General features: G+C 38.4%; 5 protein-coding genes. 2 read left to right on the top strand and 3 right to left on the bottom strand.

Annotated elements, in window-relative coordinates:
- Positions 1-8: 8 nt before the first annotated feature.
- Positions 9-18,914 carry a DUF7507 domain-containing protein gene (locus tag EHC72_RS05685; RefSeq protein WP_131536704.1) on the bottom strand — a complete coding sequence of 6,302 codons (18,906 nt, stop codon included), beginning with the start codon at positions 18,912-18,914 and terminating at the stop codon, positions 9-11.
- A 496-nt stretch (positions 18,915-19,410) separates the two neighbouring features.
- On the opposite strand from EHC72_RS05685, the gene EHC72_RS05680 reads away from it, so the two are divergent.
- Positions 19,411-20,526: a transglutaminase domain-containing protein gene (locus tag EHC72_RS05680; protein WP_131536703.1), complete on the top strand. Its 1,116-nt coding sequence runs from the start codon at positions 19,411-19,413 to the stop codon at positions 20,524-20,526.
- Between the two features lie 145 nt (positions 20,527-20,671).
- Here EHC72_RS05680 and EHC72_RS05675 read toward each other — a convergent pair whose 3' ends face one another.
- Positions 20,672-20,854: a hypothetical protein gene (locus EHC72_RS05675; RefSeq protein WP_131536702.1), complete on the bottom strand. Its 183-nt coding sequence runs from the start codon at positions 20,852-20,854 to the stop codon at positions 20,672-20,674.
- Between the two features lie 258 nt (positions 20,855-21,112).
- Here EHC72_RS05675 and EHC72_RS05670 point away from each other — a divergent pair, with 258 nt between their 5' ends.
- Positions 21,113-21,307 carry a hypothetical protein gene (locus tag EHC72_RS05670; protein WP_131536701.1) on the top strand — a complete coding sequence of 65 codons (195 nt, stop codon included), beginning with the start codon at positions 21,113-21,115 and terminating at the stop codon, positions 21,305-21,307.
- A gap of 46 nt (positions 21,308-21,353) precedes the next feature.
- On the opposite strand, the gene EHC72_RS05665 is transcribed toward EHC72_RS05670, so the two are convergent.
- On the bottom strand, positions 21,354-22,001 hold the full coding sequence (locus EHC72_RS05665; protein ID WP_131536700.1) for a response regulator: 648 nt from the start codon (positions 21,999-22,001) through the stop codon (positions 21,354-21,356).
- Positions 22,002-22,036: the final 35 nt, after the last annotated feature.

The raw sequence follows: 22,036 nt of genomic DNA, 5'->3' as shown, positions 1-22,036 counted from the left end.
CTCATATCTTATTTTTTAAATGCTCTAATTAAGGTTATATATCCTTTTAACACTTGAAACTCTGAACTTCCTGGTTTCTTAATTCGTAATAAGTAGAAGTAAGTACCTTCATTCAACCCTTCTCCTGTCCAGTTGTTTTGATAACCTTTGGCTCTGAAAACTTCGTTACCCCAACGGTTAACGATTGTTAACTCATTTTCCTGATACTGATTTAATCCACGTATTTCGAAGGTATCGTTAATACCATCACCGTTTGGCGTAAACAAATTAGGCACATTAACATCAAAGAAATTGGCTGCAAGTGTTACGGTTGCTACATTAGTATAATAACCAAACCCATCTTTCACTCTATAGGTAAAGGTATCGCCCCCGGTATAACCAGGATTTGGTGTGTAGGTTATTGTACCATCAGGATTTACTTTTACTGTACCATTTTTAGGCTGGTTAATAATTTCTACTGTTAATTTATCTAACGTAGAGTTACCTGGATCATCATTTGCAAGTACATTTATGACTACTGGAGCATTTGCTTTTGTTTCGGCTTTATCATCAACTGCAACAGGAGATTTTGGCACGCTGATTACTGTTGGTGTATTGTTGCCTTCGGTAGTACCAGAAACATCACTAACATTTGTACCAAGTGGAGTTTTAGCATTAACCGTTGCGGTATTGCTTACACTACCCAAATCCTTATCGGCTTGTGTTAATGTATAAACTTCGGTAGTTGTTGTAGTAGCGCCTGGCAATAAACCACCTGCAACAGTAATTACCTTGTTAGTAATACCAAGTTTAGCATCACTAAGGGTAATGGTATTTAAGGTAACCGTACCTATATTTTTAATGGTGAAGGTATAAGTAACCTTATTGCCACTAAAGGTTGCAGTTTTAACCAAAGTAATTGATCCATTTGCTGGAATTACCGTTACTGTAGGTGTATTATTGGTTTCATCTGTTCCAGATATATCCGATACCGCTACTGCATTTGGCGTTTGGCCGGTAACGGTTGCTGTATTGGTAACGCTTCCTGCATCTTTATCTGCTAAAGTTAAGGTGTATACATAAGTATCAGTAACCGATTCGCCAGGTAAAATTACGCCTGGAAGAATTTTGTTTAATCCAATTTTTGCATCTACTAATGTGATTACGTGTAGAGTTACATTTCCAGTATTTTTAATACGGAAAGTGTATGTAATTCTATTGCCATCAGCACTTAATGTTCCTGTTTTAACTAAGGTAATTGCTCCTGCCGGACTAATTATAGTTACGGTTGCATCATCAGGTTCTGCCGTGGTTGGATCATCTGACTTAGGTTTACTAAATGTACCCCCATTTGGCGTTTGCGCTGTAGCGGATGCCTGGTTAGTGAAAGAACCTGCATTTACTTCTGTTAAGGTAACAGTGTGTTTAGCTGTTGCCGTTACACTTACGCCCGGTGCTAAGCTCGCAATTCCGGCTGGCGTAATTGATCCCGCATCTGCACCTGCATCCACAATTGCAACGTTAGTTAAGGTTACATTTCCAGTGTTGGTTACAATAATTTCGTAGTTAATAACATCGCCTACTTTGCTTACCGTATTTGTTGTACGTTTTGTAAACTTCATGGCTGGTGTTGCCGGAATTAATGTTACCGTTGGCGTATTGTTGCCATTATCCGTACCAGAAATATCTGTTAAAGGATTGCCTGCACTGGTTTTTGCATTTACACTTGCTGTATTACTTACGGCGCCTGCATTTTTCTCTGCCTGACTTAAAGTATAAGTTTCAACGTCTGTAATGCTTTGTCCTGCTGCTAAAGTTCCTGCAATGGTTTTATTCAATCCTAATTTAGCATCTATTAATAAAATAGAAGTTAAATCGGTATTTCCGGTATTGGTAATTGTAAATGTGTATTTAATTGTATTTCCATCAGCACTTAATGCACCAACTTTTATCAAGGCAATTCCGCCCTTCAATACTGGAGTTGTTACTGATGCAGTATTATCGGCTGTGTTAGGATCAGTTGTACCAGGAGCAGCTGTTACGCTAACCTGATTATTTAATGATCCGCTATAATTGGAAGTTACATTTGCATTAACAATTAAGCTCACAGATTGGCCTGCAACAAGATCAGCATTTACGGTAAAGGTATTTGCCACTGCGTTGTATATGCCTCCATTTGCTACATAAGTTACATTTTCTAAACCTGTAGGAAGGTTTTCCGTTAAACCAATCGCCTGACCGCTTAATACTGTAGCCGGACCATTATTTTTAACGGTAATGGTATAACTGATGCTTTCGTTATTTTCTACGGCAGTTTTGTTTGCGACTTTAGTTACTGAAAGATCGGTATTCCAATTTGCAACCGTGATTTTAACTTTAGCAATAGATGTTTTTGTAATATCTAATTTATCTGTGATTTTATAAAACAAGGTATAAACACCTGGTAATGTTTTCGGTAATACCGACACAGCACCAGTAGCAGGATTTACATTGATACCCGTATTTTCTGTTGAAACCTGATCGATACTTACATTAGTTAATGAAGCTTGAATGCCATCATTATAAGTATCGTTTACTAATACATTTGGAACAGCTACTCCACCTGCAAATCCATTTACATCGCCATTATCATCATTTGCTAAAATATCGCCTGTGGTTACCGTAACGGTAACGGTTGCTGTTGTGGTTAATGTTGGGTTCAGTTTATCCTGAATTTGATATTGTACCGTATAAGTTCCAGCTTTTGTACCTGGCTTAACAATCACTTTTCCTGTTAGTGGATCTAAGTTTACATTGGCATCTGAAGTACTTAACTGACTTAAATTAACAGTCGTTAATGTTGCTGCAACTCCGTTGTAAGTATCGTTTACCAATACGTTTTCAACAGCTGTACCTCCAGAGAATCCATTTGCCGAACCACTATCATCAACCGCAACCAATGCTGGCGCTGTTACCGTAACGGTAACGGTTGCTGTTGTGGTCAATGTTGGGTTCAGTTTATCCTGAATTTGATATTGTACCGTATAAGTTCCAGCTTTTGTACCTGGTTTAACAATCACTTTTCCTGTTAGTGGATCTAAGTTCACATTGGCATCTGAAGTGCTTAACTGACTTAAATTAACAGTTGCTAACGTTGCTGCAACTCCGTTGTAAGTATCGTTTACCAATACGTTTTCAACAGCTGTACCGCCTGAGAATCCATTTGCCGAACCGCTATCATCAACCGCAACCAATCCTGGCGCTGTTACCGTAACGGTAACGGTTGCTGTTGTGGTTAATGTTGGGTTCAGTTTATCCTGAATTTGATATTGTACCGTATAAGTTCCAGCTTTTGTACCTGGCTTAACAATCACTTTTCCTGTTAATGGATCTAAGTTCACATTGGCATCTGAAGTACTCAACTGACTCAAATTAACAGTTGTTAACGTTGCTGCAACTCCATTGTAAGTATCGTTTGCCAATACGTTTTCAACAGCTGTACCTCCAGAGAATCCATTTACCGAACCACTATCATCTACCGCAACTAATGCTGGCGCTGTTACTGTTACGGTAACAGTTGCTTTAGTTTTCTGACCTGGATTTAACTTATCTTCAATTTCATATTCTACTTTGTAAGTACCCGCTTTCGTATCTGGAGCAACGATTACCTTTCCTGTAGCAGGATCCAATGTTACTTTAGGGTTTTCGGTTGATAATTGTGTTAAATTAACATTGCTTAATGTAGCCTGACCTCCATTATAGAAATCATTTGCTAAAACATTTTCAACCGCTGTACCTCCTGAGAAACCATTTACCGAACCGCTATCATTAATAGCAACCACACCAGTTTTAGTAACTGTAGGATTATCATTGTTTTCTGCCGTTCCTGAAACATCCTGAACATCTGTCCCTGCTGGCGTTTTACCTTTAACTGTTGCTGTATTAGAAACAGAGCCTGACTCTTTTTCTGCCTGCGTTAATGTATAAACTGCAGTTCCAGTTGCCATTGCATTTGGTGCAAGTGTTAATGGAGATAAAGTAATGCTACCCGTAATTTTGCTATCTGTTAAGGTTAAATTACTAATGGTTACGTTTCCTATATTTTTTACAGTAAAGTTATAGGTAATTGTATTTCCATCCGCAGCAAGTACACCTGTTTTAACCAATGCTAAAAGTGGGTTAGCCGTAATTGGCGTAACCGTAGCATCGTTAGGCGTTGTTGTGGTTAATGGATCATCAGAAACCTTAGTTATAGGATTGTTTTTAGGATCAGCTCCTGTAGCACTAGCCTGATTGGTTACACTTCCAAAATCAATTTCGCCCTGAGTTAAAACATGCGTTGCTGTTACAGTTACTGAAGCACCTGGCGCTAATGTTGCAATTGGTGATCCTGTTACTGTTGCATTAGCATCTGTAATTATAATATTTGTTAAAGTTACCGTTCCTGTATTGGTTACTTTTAAAGCATAATTAATTACCCCATTTTCTGTTGTAGGTACTGTTCCTGTTACAACTTTGGTAAAATCAAACGAAGCTTTATAAACATTAATTGTTACTGTAATGGCATCTGATAATACTCCATCTGCAGTTTGCAATTTATAAGTATAGCTATCTGTGCCTACAAAATTATTATTTGGTGTATAGGTAATTGTTCCATCCGCATTTACCAAAATGCTTCCGTTTGCAGGATCTGATGCTTTTACAACCGTTAGTCCTGCAGATACAGCACCATCATTAGCTTTTACCGTTGTGGTAACCGCTACATTTACTGGCGTTAAATCGTTATCATTTACACCTGTTGGTTTCACCTGAACATTTACCGTAATTGGTGCGCTAACTACACCATCTACAGTTAATGTATAGGTGTAAGTATCCTTACCAACATAATTATTGTTTGGCGTATAAGTAATTGTTCCATCTGGTTTAGTTACTGCAGTTCCATTTAAGCCATTAGTTACAACAGTTACTATCGCGTTTGTTAAACCCGGACCATCATTTGCTTTTACATCCGTATTAATAGCGGTATTAACTGTAGTAGTAACATTATCTGTTACACCAACTGGCTGAATATTGATGGTAAATGTTGCTGGTGTTGGGTCTACCCCTCCATCATTATCTTTTGCAGATAAAGTGAAAGTAGTTGTACCTGAAGTTGTGCCATTTGGCAAGAATTTTAATCCATTAGCTTCTGCTTGCGTTAATTCTTGTCCTACGGTAACCACTGTAACACCATCAGCAAGGTATAAAGTTCCCTTAGTTGGCAGTGTATTAATAATATAAGCTACAACAGTTCCATCAATGTCAGATCCTGATGGATTATCAATATCTGTAGGCACAGTAGTTGTACTTGGAATTACCGCAGCATTGGTTTTATCATCTGTAGTTGGCAAACTATTAATTCTGATAATAAAGGTTTGCGGTAAACTTTGGTCAACACCACAATTAGCCGTTCCGCCGTTATCTTTCAAGTAAACAGTTACCGTTGCCGTACCTGATGCGTTTGGTGCTGGCGTATACGTAAGTGTTCCATTTGCAGAAATTGTAGGCTGACTTGCAAATAAGGCATTATTATTATTTGTGGTAATAAAGGCTACAGTTTGAGCACTTTCATTTGCCGGACCAGCACTAATTGCCGTTGCCCAAGCCACTACCGTTTGTGCTGGTGCATTTTGATTAACCAACTGATTTGCGCCTTTAATAAACGATGGAGCATCATTTACAGAATTAACTGTAATATCTAAGGTGCTGTTTGTCACACCACCATTTCCATCACTAATATAATAAGTAATGGTAGGTACAGTACCGAAATAATCTTGTTCAGGTACAAAAACATAACTTCCATCTGCGTTTAAAGTAATTTTACCTACGCTTGGAATTAAATGCGATGTACCTGCTGTATAATCTGTACCAGCAATACTGTATTTTGTAACTGTTAAAGTATTTCCGTCAACATCACTATCATTGGCTAAAACACCATCGGCAGCAGCAACAGTTAAAGTTACATCTTCATTTGTTGTTTTAGTATCTGGCAATGCAACAGGATCACTATTTACTGTTGTTACTCCCGTAGATGCTTTATTATTATCCAAGAAAGGATCATTTTCTGCGCCCGTAATAGTTGCCGTTGTACTGTAGTTTGTACCTATTTTCACTTTTGCCGTGATGGTTAATACAGAACTTGTACCACTATTTAAAGCACCAACCAGCCATACGCCTGAATTAGAATCGTATGAACCCTGACCAACAGTAGCCGATACATATTCATATCCTGCAGGTAATAAATCTGCCACCTGAACATTTGTTGCATTACTTGGACCATTATTTCCAGCGGTAATTGTGAATACAACTGGCTGACCAACTTTTTGGAAACCATTAGAAACTGTATTCGTTACGTATAAATCTGTACTGCTTTCAATATTTGTATTTATTGTACCAGATATTGCTGTAGATGTACCACTTTCTACTGGCTTAGCTGTTGCTGTATTAGTTAAACTTCCTGTTGCACTTGGCGGAATTGTTCCTTTAATAGAAACAGTAACCACATTGCCCGAACCTGCCGGAATATTTGCCGTTACAGAAACTGCATTACCTATTCCTGTAGCACCTGATGTTATAGTTGCTGTTCCTGCTAAACTTGTTGTCCAACTTACATTCTGAATTCCTGATGGAACAGCATCTGCAATTACAGATGCAAGCGCATCACTACTGCTCGTATTTCTTACTGTTAGAATATATTCAATTGCAGCACCTGCGATTGCAGTAGATGGCCCAGTTTTTATAATTTCTAAAACAGGAATTCTGCTTACCACAGTATTTGCTGTAGATGTTGAAGTTGGAGCTCCAGCCTCTGCTGGTGTAGCTGTTGCGGTATTAGATAATGTACCACTATAATTGGCTGGCACCTTACCAGTAACAGAAATGGTAATTCCATTTCCTGCACCCGCACTAATATTACCAGTAATGCTAATGGTTTGTCCTGTTAAGGTATTTGCCGTTATACTTGCACTTCCTGTTACAGTTGGTGCAACAACAATATTGGTAATTTGAGTTGGAACAACATCAGAAATGTTAAGCCCAACAGCATCGCCTGTACCTTCATTTGTAACGTTTATTAAATAACTAATGTTTGCACCTGCCGTTAATGTAGCCGGACCAACTTTAGTAATTTTTAATATTGGTTTTCTTTGTACCGCAGTTACAACAGCAGCTGAAGTTACCGGAGTGCTTCCAGCTTCCGTTGGTGTAATAGTTGCAGAATTTGAAATGTTACCTGAGAATGAATTTGAAATCGTTCCTTTAACATTAATGATAATTAAATCATTTGTGCCAGCAGGAAGATTTGCATTTACATTAACAGTATTGGTATTTCCATTATTACCAGTGTTTATAACCGCATTACCTTGAGCGGTTGCCGTCCAGCTTACATTTTTAATGTCGCTAGGCACCGCATCTATTATGGTAGCATTTAAAGCTGTACTCGGCCCATTGTTTCTAACACTAATTTGGTAATTAATTTCCTCACCAGCCAAAGCTGTTGCCGGGCCAGTTTTTGTAATTACCGGGCTTACCGATTTAGAAACAGTTGTAGTTGCTGTAGCTGTAGAAGCCGCAATACCAGGCTCAGAAGGTGTTGCCTGAGCTGTATTTACAATATTTCCAACATAAAGCGGACTAATAGTTCCGGTAATTGAAACCGTAACCACTCCATTTACTGGAACATTTACCTTGGTAGATACATTATTGGTGTTTCCTGTAGTTGCACCAGTAATTGTAGCTCCATTAGTAGCAGTAGCTGTCCAATTTACATTGCTAATATCAGCAGAAATAATATCAGATATTGAAGTATTTACTGCATCCGATGGTCCTGCATTGGTTAATTTTAAAGTATACGTAATTTGTTGTCCTGCTGATGCAGTTCCAGGTGCAGATTTTGATAATGAAAGCCCTGGTGTTTTTTGCAAGGCAGTAGTTACCGGTGTAGAAACTACAGGTGGATTACCTGGTTCTGCTGGTGTAGCAGTTGCAGTATTTACAAGATTTCCACTTGCGTTTGATGCTACCGTTCCGCTTACTGTAATTAATATTTTTGAGTTTCCACCCGCTAAAATATCACCTTTAACAGAAAGCGCATTTCCTGTACCAGTTGCCCCTGTAGTAATTGCAGCACCATTAGTGGCAGTAGCAACCCAGTTTGCATTTTGTATTGCCGCAGGTATTGCATCAGTTATGGTTGTACCCGAAGCATTACTTGGCCCTGCGTTGGTTACCTCAATAGTATATGTAATTGGCAAACCAGCGCTTAATGTTGCCGGACCAGATTTAATTATACTAATATTTGTTTGCTTAGAAACAACAGTAGTTACAGTTGGCGAACTTACAGGTGTACCAGAAGTTCCAATTTTTGCTGATGCAGTATTTAAAATATTTCCTGCAAAAGATGGATTAATTGTTCCTTTAACTAAAATAGTAATATAATTTGCCGCACCTACTGGGATATTTCCAACCACCGCGATGGTATTTGATGATCCTGATGCTCCACTTGTAATAGTTGATACTCCATTTGCTGTTGCCGTCCAGGTTACTCCTGTAACATCTGTTGGCACAACGTCGGCAATATTTACGGCTGTGGCATCACTTGGTCCGTTGTTACTAACGGTTAAAGTATAACTAATTGGTGTACCCGAAGCAGCCGCATTTGGTCCACTTTTTTGAACAATTAGCGTTGGGGTATTAATAATATTTGTATTTACTGTAGATGTATTATTGGCTAAGTTAAAATCCGAAATGCCATCTGTAATATTTACCGTAGCGGTGTTGGCTAGTGTTCCCGTTTCGCTTGAAGGAACTTTACCATTTACGGTGATGGTAATATAATTTGCCGCACCAGCGTCTACCCTTCCATTTAAGTTAATAGAATTTCCGTTTCCAGATGCAGTTCCGATAACCGATGCTGAACCACTTGCAACTGCAGACCAAACTACATTTGTAATTTTGGAAGGAACAACATCCGAAATTGATAACCCAGAAACATTTACTGATCCAATATTATTTACACGAATAGAGTAGCTGATATTATCTCCAGCAGCTACACTTTGCGGGCCCGTTTTAGTAATCTCAATATCTGTTGATTTATTGATACTTGTTGTTACAGAGCTTTCTTTAATATCACTTGCCGTAACCTCAGCCTTATTGGTAAATGAAGCTCTGGCAGTTTGGGTAACAATACCATTTACGGTAATAGTAACCACTCCAGAACCTGCATTAATATTAGCTTTTGTAGCTACTGAATTTGTATTACCACTAGTTGAACCTGTAATAGTAGCGCCCGTTGAGGAAACTGCATTCCAACTTGTTACCTGAACATCCGATGGTACATTATCCACAATAAATGCATTGGTAATATTTCCTGTTCCAGTGTTGCTTACTAAAATGGTGTAAGTAATTGGATCACCAATGTTTGCCGTAGCAGGACCTGATTTAGATACTCTAAACACTGGATCATTATCAACCGCTGTTACTTTGGTTGATGAATTATCGGTTAAATCTGGATCAGTTATACTCGGATCAACGGTTGCAGTGGCCGTATTTGTAAGGCTCGCTCCTTGCATTAAAGCTGGATCTACCTTACCCGTAATGTTAACTAAAACAACACCCGTACTTGGCGGAATAGTTGCATTAAAGCTAATATTACCCGTTGTTCCACTCGTTGCTGTAGCGGTTGCACCACCAGATAGTGTTACATTCCATGCAAAAGGAGCAATAATTCCATTTGGTAAAGCATCAACTATTGCGGTATTTGTAGCAGTACTTGGTCCATCATTTACAATGCGTAATGTATAACTGATTATTTCACCAGCACCCACATTAGCAGGCCCCGATTTTGTTATTCTAACGTTAGCCTTTTTAGTTACTGTAGTATTTACGGTACTGGTTGCTACCGTAGGATCTGTTGTACCAGAAGGTGGAGTTGCTGTTGCAGTATTTGAAACTGTGCCCGCAAAATCAGGATCAATTTTTCCTGTTACAGAAATGATAATCTTATCTGTTGTTCCTGCTTTTATATTACCTGCAATATTTACGTTCCCGGTTCCACTTGCCGCACTCGCCGTTGCTGTACCTTGTGTAACTACTGTCCAGGTTGGCGAAAGAATAGTTGTAGGAATTGCATCAGCAATAATTGCACCTATAATATCACTCGGACCAGCGTTAGTAACCGTAATGGTATAATTAACCTGCTCGCCAGCTACTGCAGCCGACGGTCCAGTTTTCTCAATCCTTAAATCTGCCTGTTTGGTAACCGTTGAAGTAACCGTATTTGAATTTACAGGTGTATTTCCAGCTTCGGCAGGTGTAACCGTAGCCTGGTTAGAAATAGATGCATTTGTTGTAGATGCGCTTAGCTTACCCGTAATGTTTACTGTAATTACATTTGCTGCACCCGCAGGTAAATTGCCTGTAATGCTTAATGCATTTCCAGTTCCTGTACCGCCTAAAGTAATAGTTGCCGCCCCAGTAGCAGATGTAGTCCAGCTTACATTAGTAATATCAGTTGGAATGTTATCGGTAATAACCGCACCAACTGCATTACTCGGACCAGCATTTTTAATCGTTAAAGTATAGTTTACTGTTTCTCCTGCATTAACAGATGATGGTCCTGATTTTACAATTGATAATGTACTCTTATTTGAAATATTAGTACTTACAACATTCGAATTTACAGGCGCAATACCTGGTTCAGTTGGTGTTGCCACCGCTTGATTGGTAATGGTAACATTACTTTGCGAAGCTGCAATAGTGCCAGTAACTGTAATGGTTACTTTATTTGCAGTACCAACTTTTAAGTTACTTGTTAAGTTTACGTTTCCTGTTCCGCTGGCAACACTTACATTGGATGTACCCGCAGCCACTGCTGTCCAGGTTACACCTGTAAGTTGCGTTGGCACAGCATCCGTTAAGCTTAAGTTAGTTGCATTAGACGGTCCACTGTTAACTGCTTCAATTACATACGTAATGGTTTCACCAGCATTAGCCGTAGCAGGACCAGTTTTTGTAATACTTATAGATGGCAATTTACTAACTGCCGTTGTTACTGTATTTGATGTTTTTGCAATTGCACCCGTTTCTGATGGGGTTACAGTTGCACTATTAGTTAAATTTCCGGCAGCTGCATTTGCATCTACCGCTCCTGTTACAGCAATTACAATTTTATTAGCTGCCCCAGCAGGAATACTTCCCGTAACACTCAAAGCATTACCAGTACCTGTAGCACCAGCGCTTATTGTTGCTCCAGTAGCTGTAGCTGTCCAGGTTACATTGGTTATACCAGCCGGAATTGCATCTGTAATAACTGCCGCAGTTGCATCTGCCGTACCAGTATTAGTTACTATAATGTTGTAATTAATTTGTTGACCAGCGTTTATGGTGCCTGGTCCACTTTTTGAAATTGCCAATACAGGAATTTTACTTACAACAGTGGTTATTGTAGAGCTTGCTGGTGTTGTTCCAGGCTCTGCAGGAGTTGCTGTTGCTGTATTTGATAAGTTACCATTAAATGATGAACTTACTTTTCCTGTTATGGTTACCGTAATGTGGTTGGGGTTTCCTGCAGGAATATTTCCAGTTAATGCCACTGTGTTGCCTGTACCTGTTGCACCTGTTAAAACTTGTGCAGCCCCTGTACTAGTTGCCGTCCAGGTAACCCCCGTTAGCTGAGCAGCAACATTATCTGCAATTGCAACGTTTAATGCATCTGCACTACCCGTATTAAATACATCAAGCGTATAAGTTATATTTTCTCCAGCTAATAATGCTGTAGGGCCATTTTTTGTAATGGCTATAGTTGGTGTTCTATTTACTGTTGTACTGGTTGTTGATGATGGCGAAGGACTTCCAGTTTCTGTAGCTGTAATTGTTGCTGTATTTGTTAAAGTTCCATTAAAAGCTGGATTTACTTTTCCGGTTATGGTTACCACAATTTTATTTGCAGCACCTGCCGGAATATTAGCCACAAGCTGAAGGGTATTACCACTTCCGGTTGCTCCTGAGTTGATGGCTGCAGCGCCTTGTACGGCTGAAGTCCATGTTGGATTTAAAACCTGTGCTGAAATTGCATCATTTAAAGTTGCATTAATTGCATCACTAGGACCATCATTACCTAACTCAATTGTATAGGTAATATTTGATCCTGAGGTTAATGCTGTAACTGTGCTTTTTAAAATTGTTAATCCAGATTTACTGCTTAAAGTAGTACTTACAGCAGTAGAAGTTACTGGTGTAACACCAGTTTCTGTTGGGGTTACAGTAGCTGTGTTGCTTATTGTACCACCCGCATTGGTAGCAATTTTTCCTGATACTGTAATTTGAACAGTACTGTTTGCATCAAAACTACCTGTTAAACTTACATTATTTCCACTTCCTGTTGCTCCTGCAGAAATTGTTGCTGTACCACCTGTAACCGCACTTACCCAGGTTACATTCGTTATTGAAGCTGGTACGGCATCGGTAATAACAGAGTTTAAACTTTTTGATAGACCATTATTTTTAGCTGTAATTACGTAAACAATATTATTTCCGGCAATTGCAGTAGCTGGTCCACTTTTCGTTATCGTAAATAAAGGTTTTCTTGTTACTGCAGTTACGGCTTGAGCATTAACAGGTGTGCTTCCGCTTTCTTGTGGTGTAGCAACAGCTGTATTTGTTATCGTGCCTTCAAAATCTGGTTTGATTGTTCCGGTTACGTTTATAATAATTTTATTCGATGTGCCCGCAGGAATATTTCCAACCACATTAATGGTATTTCCCGTTCCGGTAGCGCCAGTATTAATAACTGCAGTGCCTACAACTTGCGTAGTATAACTTACATCGGTTAATGATGCTGGTACGGCATCAGCAATTTGAGTACCCGTTGCATTACTTGGCCCATTGTTAGAAACCTGGATTTGATAAGTAAGCACATCTCCTGCTATTGCCGCAGATACTGCAGTTTTAGCAATGGTAACGCCAGATGTACTGGTAATATTTGAGTTAACAGTAGAGCTACTTCCTGTGCCTTGAGGCTCCGCAGGTGTTGTTGTAGCCGTATTGCTTAAGCTACCTGTGGCTGCCGGATTAACTGTACCAGTAATGGTTACATTTACGGCATTAACGCTTCCTGCCGGAATATTTACTTTTAAATTAACATTATTTCCACTTCCTGTTGCACCTGTACCTATTGTTGCAGCTCCTTCTACAGAACTTACCCAGCTTACACCTTGTAATGTGTTTGAAACAACATCCGTAATATCTGCATTAATGGCATCACTACTTCCTGTGTTTACAACTCTTAATGTATATGTAGTTGTAGTTCCTGCTGTTAAACTTGCTGAACCAGTTTTTGTGATCGCCAAAACTGGTTTAGCTTGAATTGTTGTGGTAATAGTTGAAGTATTATTGCCAGGTGTTGGATCGGTAATTCCTGTTGGAGGTGTTAAATTAACTGTGTTATTTATAGATCCTGTTGCAGATTTTGCTACAGTTCCAACGATTGTTAAAATAGCCGATTGCCCATTTCCTAAAGTTAAATTGGTCCAGTTTCCGTTTGTACTATCATAAGTTCCTAACGAAGAATTGTATGATGTTGCGGTAAAACCTGCCGGAAGATTATCGACTACCTTTAAAACATCACTCGTTAACATTTTACTTGTACCATTGTTGGTTACAGTAATGGTATATGTTAAGTTTTCTCCTGCAATAGCTATTGTTGGCGAAGCTGTTTTAGCAACGCTAAAATCAATTGATCTGTTAATTAAGGTTTGATCCGTTGCCGTATCATTATTGGTATTGGTATCTGTTGTTCCGCTTGGAGCAGAAACCGTTGCCGTATTATTTAGGGTTCCAGATGCATCTGCCGCAACGGTACCCACTATTGTTAAAGTAGCAGATTGACCGTTTGCTAACGTTAAACCTGTCCAGTTTCCATTTGTACTGGTATAAGACCCTGCAGATGTATTAAAGCTTGTTGCAGTAAATCCTGCCGGAAGATTATCCACAAGTTTAACCACATCACTCGCCAATAAAGAACTTGTTCCGCTATTGCTTAAGGTTATAGTATAGGTTAAGGTGTTTCCTGCAGTAACTGGTTTTGGTGTAGCAGTTTTGGTTATACCTAAATCTACCTGTCTGGTTATTGATGTATTATCTGTTTGAGAATTATTTGTTAAATCAGGATCTGTTGTTCCTGTTGGTACCGCAACACTTGCTGTATTAATAATTACACCCGTTGCAGAGGCTGAAAGTTTTCCTGCAATAGTTAAAGTTGCAGTTTGTCCGGTTGTTAAAGTTAAGCCCGTCCAGTTGCCATTTGCACTGTTGTACGTTCCTGCAGAGGTTGTAAAAGTTCCTGAGTTTGGTGTAAATCCTGCTGGTAAATTATCTGTAAGTACAATTGCATCACCCGCAACTAAACTACTCGGACCATTGTTAGTTACCGTAATTACGTAGGTTAATGGGCCACCTGCAACAGCTGGTTTTGGCGATCCTGTTTTAGTTAAAAGTAAATCTATTTTACGAACAGGTATAACCGTATTTAGCGAAACATTATTATTTGCTGTCGTAATTACATCAGATTCCGTTCCTGTAATGCTTGCATCATTTACATAATCAGCAGAAGTAGCATTTGCATTAACCGTTGCAATAATATTTAAGGTTTGAGATGACCCACTGTTTAGATTTCCAATACTCCACAATCCAGTTCCTGGAGTATAAGTTCCTATACTTGGCGTAGCACTAACAAAAGTATAACCAGCCTTTAATAAATCTGTTACAGTAACATTGGTTGAATTACTTGGCCCATTATTGGTTGCTGTAAGTGTAAAAGTAATGTTCTCTCCTACCGTTGGATTTGTTTTGCTTACCGTTTTGGTAATTTGTCTATCCGCATTTTCTGTGTAGGTTACCGTAACCTGACTGCTTGAAGTTGCGCAAGGAGAATTTGAAATAGTCCATGCAAAAATAGCCGAACTATTTTTTGAAATCGTTACTGTTGTATTTCTATTGGATGGATCAGCAATTGTTGCTGTTCCAGTGGTACTAACTAAAGTCCAGGTACCAGTACCAGATGTTGGTGCATTTCCTTGCAAGGTAAATACTCCAGAATTATTACTGATTTGGTTTGCACCTGCATTTGAATTCGTTGGCAATGCTTTTACCGTAATGGTTACCGCCGTAGTTGGTGCTGATGTACATACCACATTTGGTGATGTAGTAGTAGAAACTGTAGATCTTCTGTATAATGTTGTAACCGTTAAAGCTGGCGGTGCATAAGTTGCTCCAGTTTGGCCAGTAATTAAATTCCAATTCGTTCCATCAGTAGAATTCTCCCATTTATAGGTAATTGTACCTGATCCAGTTCCATCAGTTGTTGAAGTTAAAGGAGCTACCGCTGTATTGTTACAAACCGTTTGGTTTGATGCAATGGCACCGGCAGTTACCGTTCCTTGCACAGTTACAGTAAATGTAAACGGAGTACCGGCACAACCACTTGTAGTTGGAGTTACTGTAAAGGTAACCGTTTGTGTAGCACCTGTAGTATTGGTTAAAGTACCGCTAACACTTGCTCCCGATCCGCTGCTTACAATACCAGTTACATTGGTTGTATTATCTCTTACCCAGGTATAGCTTGTTGCACCTGTAAAGTTTACCGTCGTAATTGCCGATCCGCTACAAATAGTTTGTGTCGCAGGTGTAGCCGTACCTGTTGCTAATGGAGTTACAGTTATTAATACTGCATTGGATTGTAATTCACCGCAGGCACCACTTTGTACCCTTGCTCTATAATATGTATTTGCCGTTAAAGCACCAGGCGTTATCGTTGTTACGTTTTCTGTACCTGCAATATTTGTCCAGCTGCCTGCAGCACCTGTAGGTGATGATTGCCAGCTTACAACATTTCCAGTTTGCCCAGTTAAATTAATCGCCGCTGGTGCAGTGTTGTAACAAATAGTTTGATTTGCAGCCGCTGTACCTGCAACCGTGTTAGGACTTTGTGCAATAACAACCGTTCCTGTTGCCGTACCTGTACAAGTTGCATTTTTAACCATAACCAAGGTATACGTACCTGCAATTGTTGGTGTAATGGTAACTGATGGATTTGTAGAAGTTGCTTCAGGAGAAACTAATCCGTTAGGATCTCTGTAAGTATAGGTCCAAGGTCCTGTACCTCCAAATGCTATATTTAGCGTAGGTAATGCCGCCGAAGCACAAACAGTACTGTTTCCATTAACCGTTAAGGTACCTGTTGGCAAAGTACTATTGTTGGTTAAAGTTAACTGCGAAGAACTGGTACATGTACCATTAGTAATAACCCACTGTACCGTAACTGGTGTTCCGTTTCTAACACCTGAAACTGTTGTATTAACTTGGTTAGGATTGTTTAATGTTGCATAACCATTTAAATTGCTCACAAAGCTCCATTGCCCCGTACCTACAGTTGGTGTATTTCCAGAAATAAAGAAAGTACCATCATTACAAGCTGTTCCACCAGAAGTAATAGATGAACTAGAAGTAGTTGGATTTGCATAAACTACAACGGTAGAATTACTTCCTCCGGTTACATTAGCCGTATTAGACCAGTTTCCTGATGCAGGCACTGTTGATGCCGTTACCGTAATTGGAAAAGTAGACGTTGCTCCAGCCGCTAAACTTCCTGTAAAAGTATAAGTTAAATTTGGTGCTGTACCTGTTCTAGCCCAACCTGCTGGCAGTGTAGTAGCTACAAACGTTAAACCCGTCGGGATCACATCAGTAACCACAAGTGAGTTTAATGTAGAGTTACCTTCGTTTTTAACTACTATTGTATAAATACGATTTGATCCTACGGCAACGCAAGCATTGTCTACTGTTTTTACAATTGAAATACTCGGTTTTACAATCGTAACATCTTCGGCAGTTAATGCAGAATCATAATTAGTTCCTGGAACATTATCGCCATCTCTATAAACAGTATATGCTGCGCCAACCGCAAAAGCCAAAGGCGTAACTATTCTGTTCGGCTCTGTACTATTTCTGCTAGGATCTAAATAGGTTACCTGTGCAGGATTGCTATAAGTGCCCGGGGTTGTTCCTGCCGGAATATTAACTGTTAATTGTATGGTTGCAGAACTATTTCCTAGTAAAGAAAATGGTCCAAAACTTGGCTGTGTATCCGAACCGCTATTTGCGATATTTGTTGCAGTAGCAGGATTAGCTGAATAAGAAATTGTAGCCGATACAAATGTAAAACCCGCAGGTAATTGATCGTTAATTCTTACGCCTTCTGCACCACCACCTGAATTTGATACTGTAATGGTATAAACTGTAGTCGATCCAGCAGGAATTGGAGTTGTTGGATTTAATCTTGATTTTGTTACCGTTAAGGTTGGATAACAAGTTGCACTTTGCCCTTGTAATTCTGGCGGAAGTTGACTGGCCGTAAAATTATCTACAACTCCAGGTGTTGAGCCTGATTCTGCACCGTGAGCTATTGCCCCCGCACCGCCATCGTTAGATAATCCATTGGCACCACCTTTTGTTGAAGTAGTAACCGTAGCATTTGGAATTTTGTAGTGAATTACTCCACCACCACCGCCACCACCAGGACCATGAGGTACTGTAGTGTAGGCGTTACCACCAGCACCACCGTTTGCTTGAATTGTTAAATTAGCTGTAGGACTGGTTTGGGCTACGTTTATAAAAATTGTACCACCAGCACCACCACCACCAGCACCATCACCAGCACTACCTTGTCCACCAGGCTCCCCACGACCTCCGTTAGCTAGAATAATACCAGTACCATCAATTTTATTGGCATTAATTAAAATAATACCACCACCAACACCACCTCTTACACCATTGGTTGCATTATTCGCATCGCCACCGCCGCCACCGCCGCCAAGAAATAATTTATTTAATGATTGGGGCAATAATGCTCCCGGACGCCCGCCTGTTTGTGAAAAATCGCCTGTTGCACCTTCCCAACCATATCCACCGGCACCACCTTTGGATCCGTTACCACCACCACCACCACCGGCGTTGTGATTATTTCCTGCGCCTCCTGCATTTCCTGGCGCCCCACGCCCATAGTCACCTCCAGGATATCCAACCCAAGTTGCTCCATTGTCAACAGCGGTATATCCATCCCACATAAATCGTGGTGTTCCTGCAATACCTTCTCCTTTTGTTGCTGCAAGAGTAGAATTTGTTGTTACATATAGAGTTTGCTGTACATCAGCAATTGTTCTTGGCAATAAATAACCACCTCTAAAACCGGTTATACTGGCATCAATAACACGCCCATTCATGTTAAGTGTACCTGCAACATCCAATGCAATTAAACCACCAGCTTTACCATTCCACGGAATAGTTTTAATATCGGTAGTCATAGTTAAATTAGAAAACTGCATTAAACGTACAACCTGAAAACGTCTTTGTCCTTTTGTTGCCGTAGCATCCGCATTAATATAACTGTTTACCAAGCCTCCGCCAGTACCTGCTGCTTTAAACTGAAGTGTACCACCAGCTGTAGTTACATCATTTAAGGCTACAACATACTCATATCTTCCTGCAATAATGCTTCCAGTATATCCAGATCCATTATTTGCTGCTGCACCAGATCCATAAGTGCTTCCATCTGTATAGTTAATATCGGCACCTTGCATTTGGATAATTAACAGCAAATTACCCTTTGTAATTTGCGTTGTTCCGAAACTAAACACCGTGCTTCCAACCGTAAATGAGTTTGGAACCGGGTCTAATTCTAATGAAGTGCTACCCGCATTAAGTGTAATATTTCCTGCCTTAGAAGGATAAAAAGTGTTCGCCGCAGTTGAAAGCGTTTGAGCGCCATCTGCGCCTGGAGTAGCACAAACTGGAGTTTGGCCAAATGATTTTGCAGAAAAAATAAGGATTACGGCAACAAGAAGTAGGAGTAAACGTTTATTCATATTATGGGATGTGAAAAAAATCTTTGAATTGAATCTTCAACACAAAGGTTAGTTTAGTTTTATTCTATTGATTATAAACTACATACGTAGTCCTCTAAACAGTAGTTTTTAATAAATTAGTTTAATTAATTTTGATAAGGGTATGACAACAATTTGCTTTAACAATTTGCAAATATATCACTTCAATGAATCATTATAGAGCAATTAGAGCTAATTTCGTATTACTAATAATACGATTTTAAGGTGTTTTTAGTTAAAAAAAAACAAAATCTTTGTTTAAATCACCTATGATTAGTTTTTGATTTTACATTGCCTCAAAACTTATTGATATTTATCAACAACTATTTTACACCTTAAAGTTTTAAGAAGTTTTTTAAACCTTTTAATTCCATTTTTCTTGTATTACCGAAAAGATTAAATTGTCTAACAGAGATAATACTGATTATTGTTCCTAAACAGGATCATTTTCATATATTTAAACCTCAATATTATAAAAATGAAAATCTACATCCCTATTTTAGCACTCTCTGCTACCCTATTTTCTATGCAATCCTATGCTCAGAAAAGCTACAAACAAAAACCACTATTGCTGGCAAAAACTGAACAAGCCGACTATGGCCTTTCCAACAATTGGTATACCCGTACATGGAGAATTTCACCCCAAATCTCCAATGACACCTTAAAAGTTAAACTATACAGTAATAAGGAGAATTTTGCTTTTAGAACTGATCTCGACAGCATTAAATTTTCAATAAATCGAGGAGAAACAAAGTCCTTTTATGTAAAACTAGCAGATAAAGAACCTGCTTATACTTTAATTACAGCCGAACCTTATAATTGGGATCCTATTAGTTACGATACACAAAATAAGAGAACAGATATTAAACAGTTTTATCAAAGTAGCAATAACAAATATTTTGATTCTTTAAGAACTTTATACCCAACGGCACAGTTAATTAAAAATAACCGTACAGATTTAGATAAAGTGCTCAATATTTTAAATTGGACACACCACCAATGGAAGCACGATGGTGGCAACTCACCAAAAGGAAGTGACGGTATTTCTATACTAAATGAAGCGAAGGCTGGTGGCCGTTTTCCTTGTTTTGCGTACTCAATTGTATTAAAAGATCAACTAATAGCAAACGGGTTTCCTGCACGTGTACTTTACATTAAAACTAAAGATGCTGAAACACGAAAGGGATCTCCAGGACATGTAGTTACCGAAGTTTTTTTAAAGGATATTAATAAATGGGTATTTGCTGATGGGCAGTTTAATGTTATCCCTACACTAAATGGAAAACCCCTTAATGCTGTAGAATTTCAAAAAGCGCTAAGCGAAAATTATGATAAATTAATACTGGCTAGCAGAGATAAAATTTCTAAAAGAAATTATGTTGATTTTGTTTATGATTATTTATATTATTTAGATACAGCGCTTGATAACAGAAACTTAGCGGCTAATGATTTATTTAAAATTGATGGGAAACGATCATTAATGCTTATACCCAACGGAGCGCCCAATTTAACAAAAATTAGTTTCTGGAATTCTGAAGTAAACTATTGTGTTTACACAAATTCCATTAAAGATTTTTACGCTAATCCAGAATAACAATTAAACTAAAACCTTTAAGCATAACATGAAGTAACTTTTTTGTTATATTTAGCCCAAGTTTTTAATAACCTGGATAGGTTTATAGAAATGGAGACAAATGCAGGATATGAGAGTATCCTGCGTATTTTTTTTTTATAATATTTTATTTAAGAATAAGAATCGTTTCACCACTACTAAGTTTATAATAGTATTGGATTTCCCTCCCCTTTTTAAAAATTTCAATTTTTTCTACAATTCCACTTTTGCCATGTTCATCTTGTACAAAGTGACCAGGTTTTATTTCATTAAGCTCAGTTTCAGGTAATGATCTCTTTAGCTTTATCATAATGTAAATATAATATCCGTAGCAATCCAAACACGTCGTTTTATATTATTTGATTTACAATTGTCAAATTTTTAAGCAAAAAACGACTAAAGTAAATTACAATACAATAAAATGGTTGTGCTTAACCAGAATTATAATGCTGTATATGCGCTAATACATTAACACAAACTTTAGTATAAAAATTAACATGAATAAGGAGAAAACGGAAACAAACTTTTTTAACTTCATTCTGTTTTATTAGCATCAACTATAAAGAACATGAAAGATAAAGCGGCAAAAAATAGCGAGGAAAAAGATACTAAAGAAGCAAAAACTTCGGGTTCATCTAAAGAAAAAGCTTCATTTGATCAAAATGGAAAGGGAGCATCTGATAAATTCGGACAGGCAGGGAGTTCACCAAACGAATCAGGTGAGAATGGTTTAGGTACTAAAAACAAAAATCGAAATCAATAGTTAGGAAACTAATTATTGATTTCGATTTAAAGAGGGATGTTTTTAATTATTTCTCGTAAATGCTCATTTTTTCAGCTAACTCAATAATACTCTTTATTTTAAGTTTCTGAAAAAGTCTAAGCTTATAAGTACTCACTGTACCCATTTGCAAATTAAGCTTGTTTGATATCTCTAAAACACCAACGCCTTTTGTTAATAGTTCAGCAACTTCTAATTCCCTACCCGATAATTTAGTGAATGGATTGTTAGAATCATTACCTAAAATGCTGTTGAACATATTTTCTTTAACATTTCTACTAGAGTAACGGCTGCCGGCTAAAATTGTAGTAATTGCAGTTACGATTTCAGATTCTTCCGCATTTTTAGTTAAGTAACCTGATGCACCAGCTTTTAAATAAGGCACAGCATATATATTCTCATTAAGTGATGAGAATACTAAAATTTTAGCATTTGGTTGTGCAACTTTAATCTGATCAATTACCTTAAGGTTGTTTCCACCTGGTAGATTCACATCTATAATAATTAGATTAGGAGATTTTGCACACTCTACCAGAGCTTGATCCATGTTTGATGCATTGATGATTTCAACGCCCGCCCAGAAATCAGAAATCAAGCTTTTTAAACCACGTCTGATAATCTCATGATCATCTGCGATTAAAACGGTGAAAGTGCTTACAGCATGTTTTGTTTTCATTTTGTGAAGGATAATTTCTTAATTAAGATTTAAGG

Source organism: Pedobacter nototheniae (assembly GCF_004335085.1).
GTDB classification, from domain to species: Bacteria; Bacteroidota; Bacteroidia; order Sphingobacteriales; family Sphingobacteriaceae; genus Pedobacter; species Pedobacter nototheniae.
Note: the sequence above shows the minus strand (reverse complement) of the source record. Positions and strands in the feature narration are given on the sequence as shown.

Coding starts and splice junctions, on each gene's coding strand:
- EHC72_RS05685 (WP_131536704.1), bottom strand. CDS start 18,914: ATGAATAAACGTTTACTCCTACTTCTTGTTGCCGTAATCCTTATTTTT.
- EHC72_RS05680 (WP_131536703.1), top strand. CDS start 19,411: ATGAAAATCTACATCCCTATTTTAGCACTCTCTGCTACCCTATTTTCT.
- EHC72_RS05675 (WP_131536702.1), bottom strand. CDS start 20,854: ATGATAAAGCTAAAGAGATCATTACCTGAAACTGAGCTTAATGAAATA.
- EHC72_RS05670 (WP_131536701.1), top strand. CDS start 21,113: ATGAAAGATAAAGCGGCAAAAAATAGCGAGGAAAAAGATACTAAAGAA.
- EHC72_RS05665 (WP_131536700.1), bottom strand. CDS start 22,001: ATGAAAACAAAACATGCTGTAAGCACTTTCACCGTTTTAATCGCAGAT.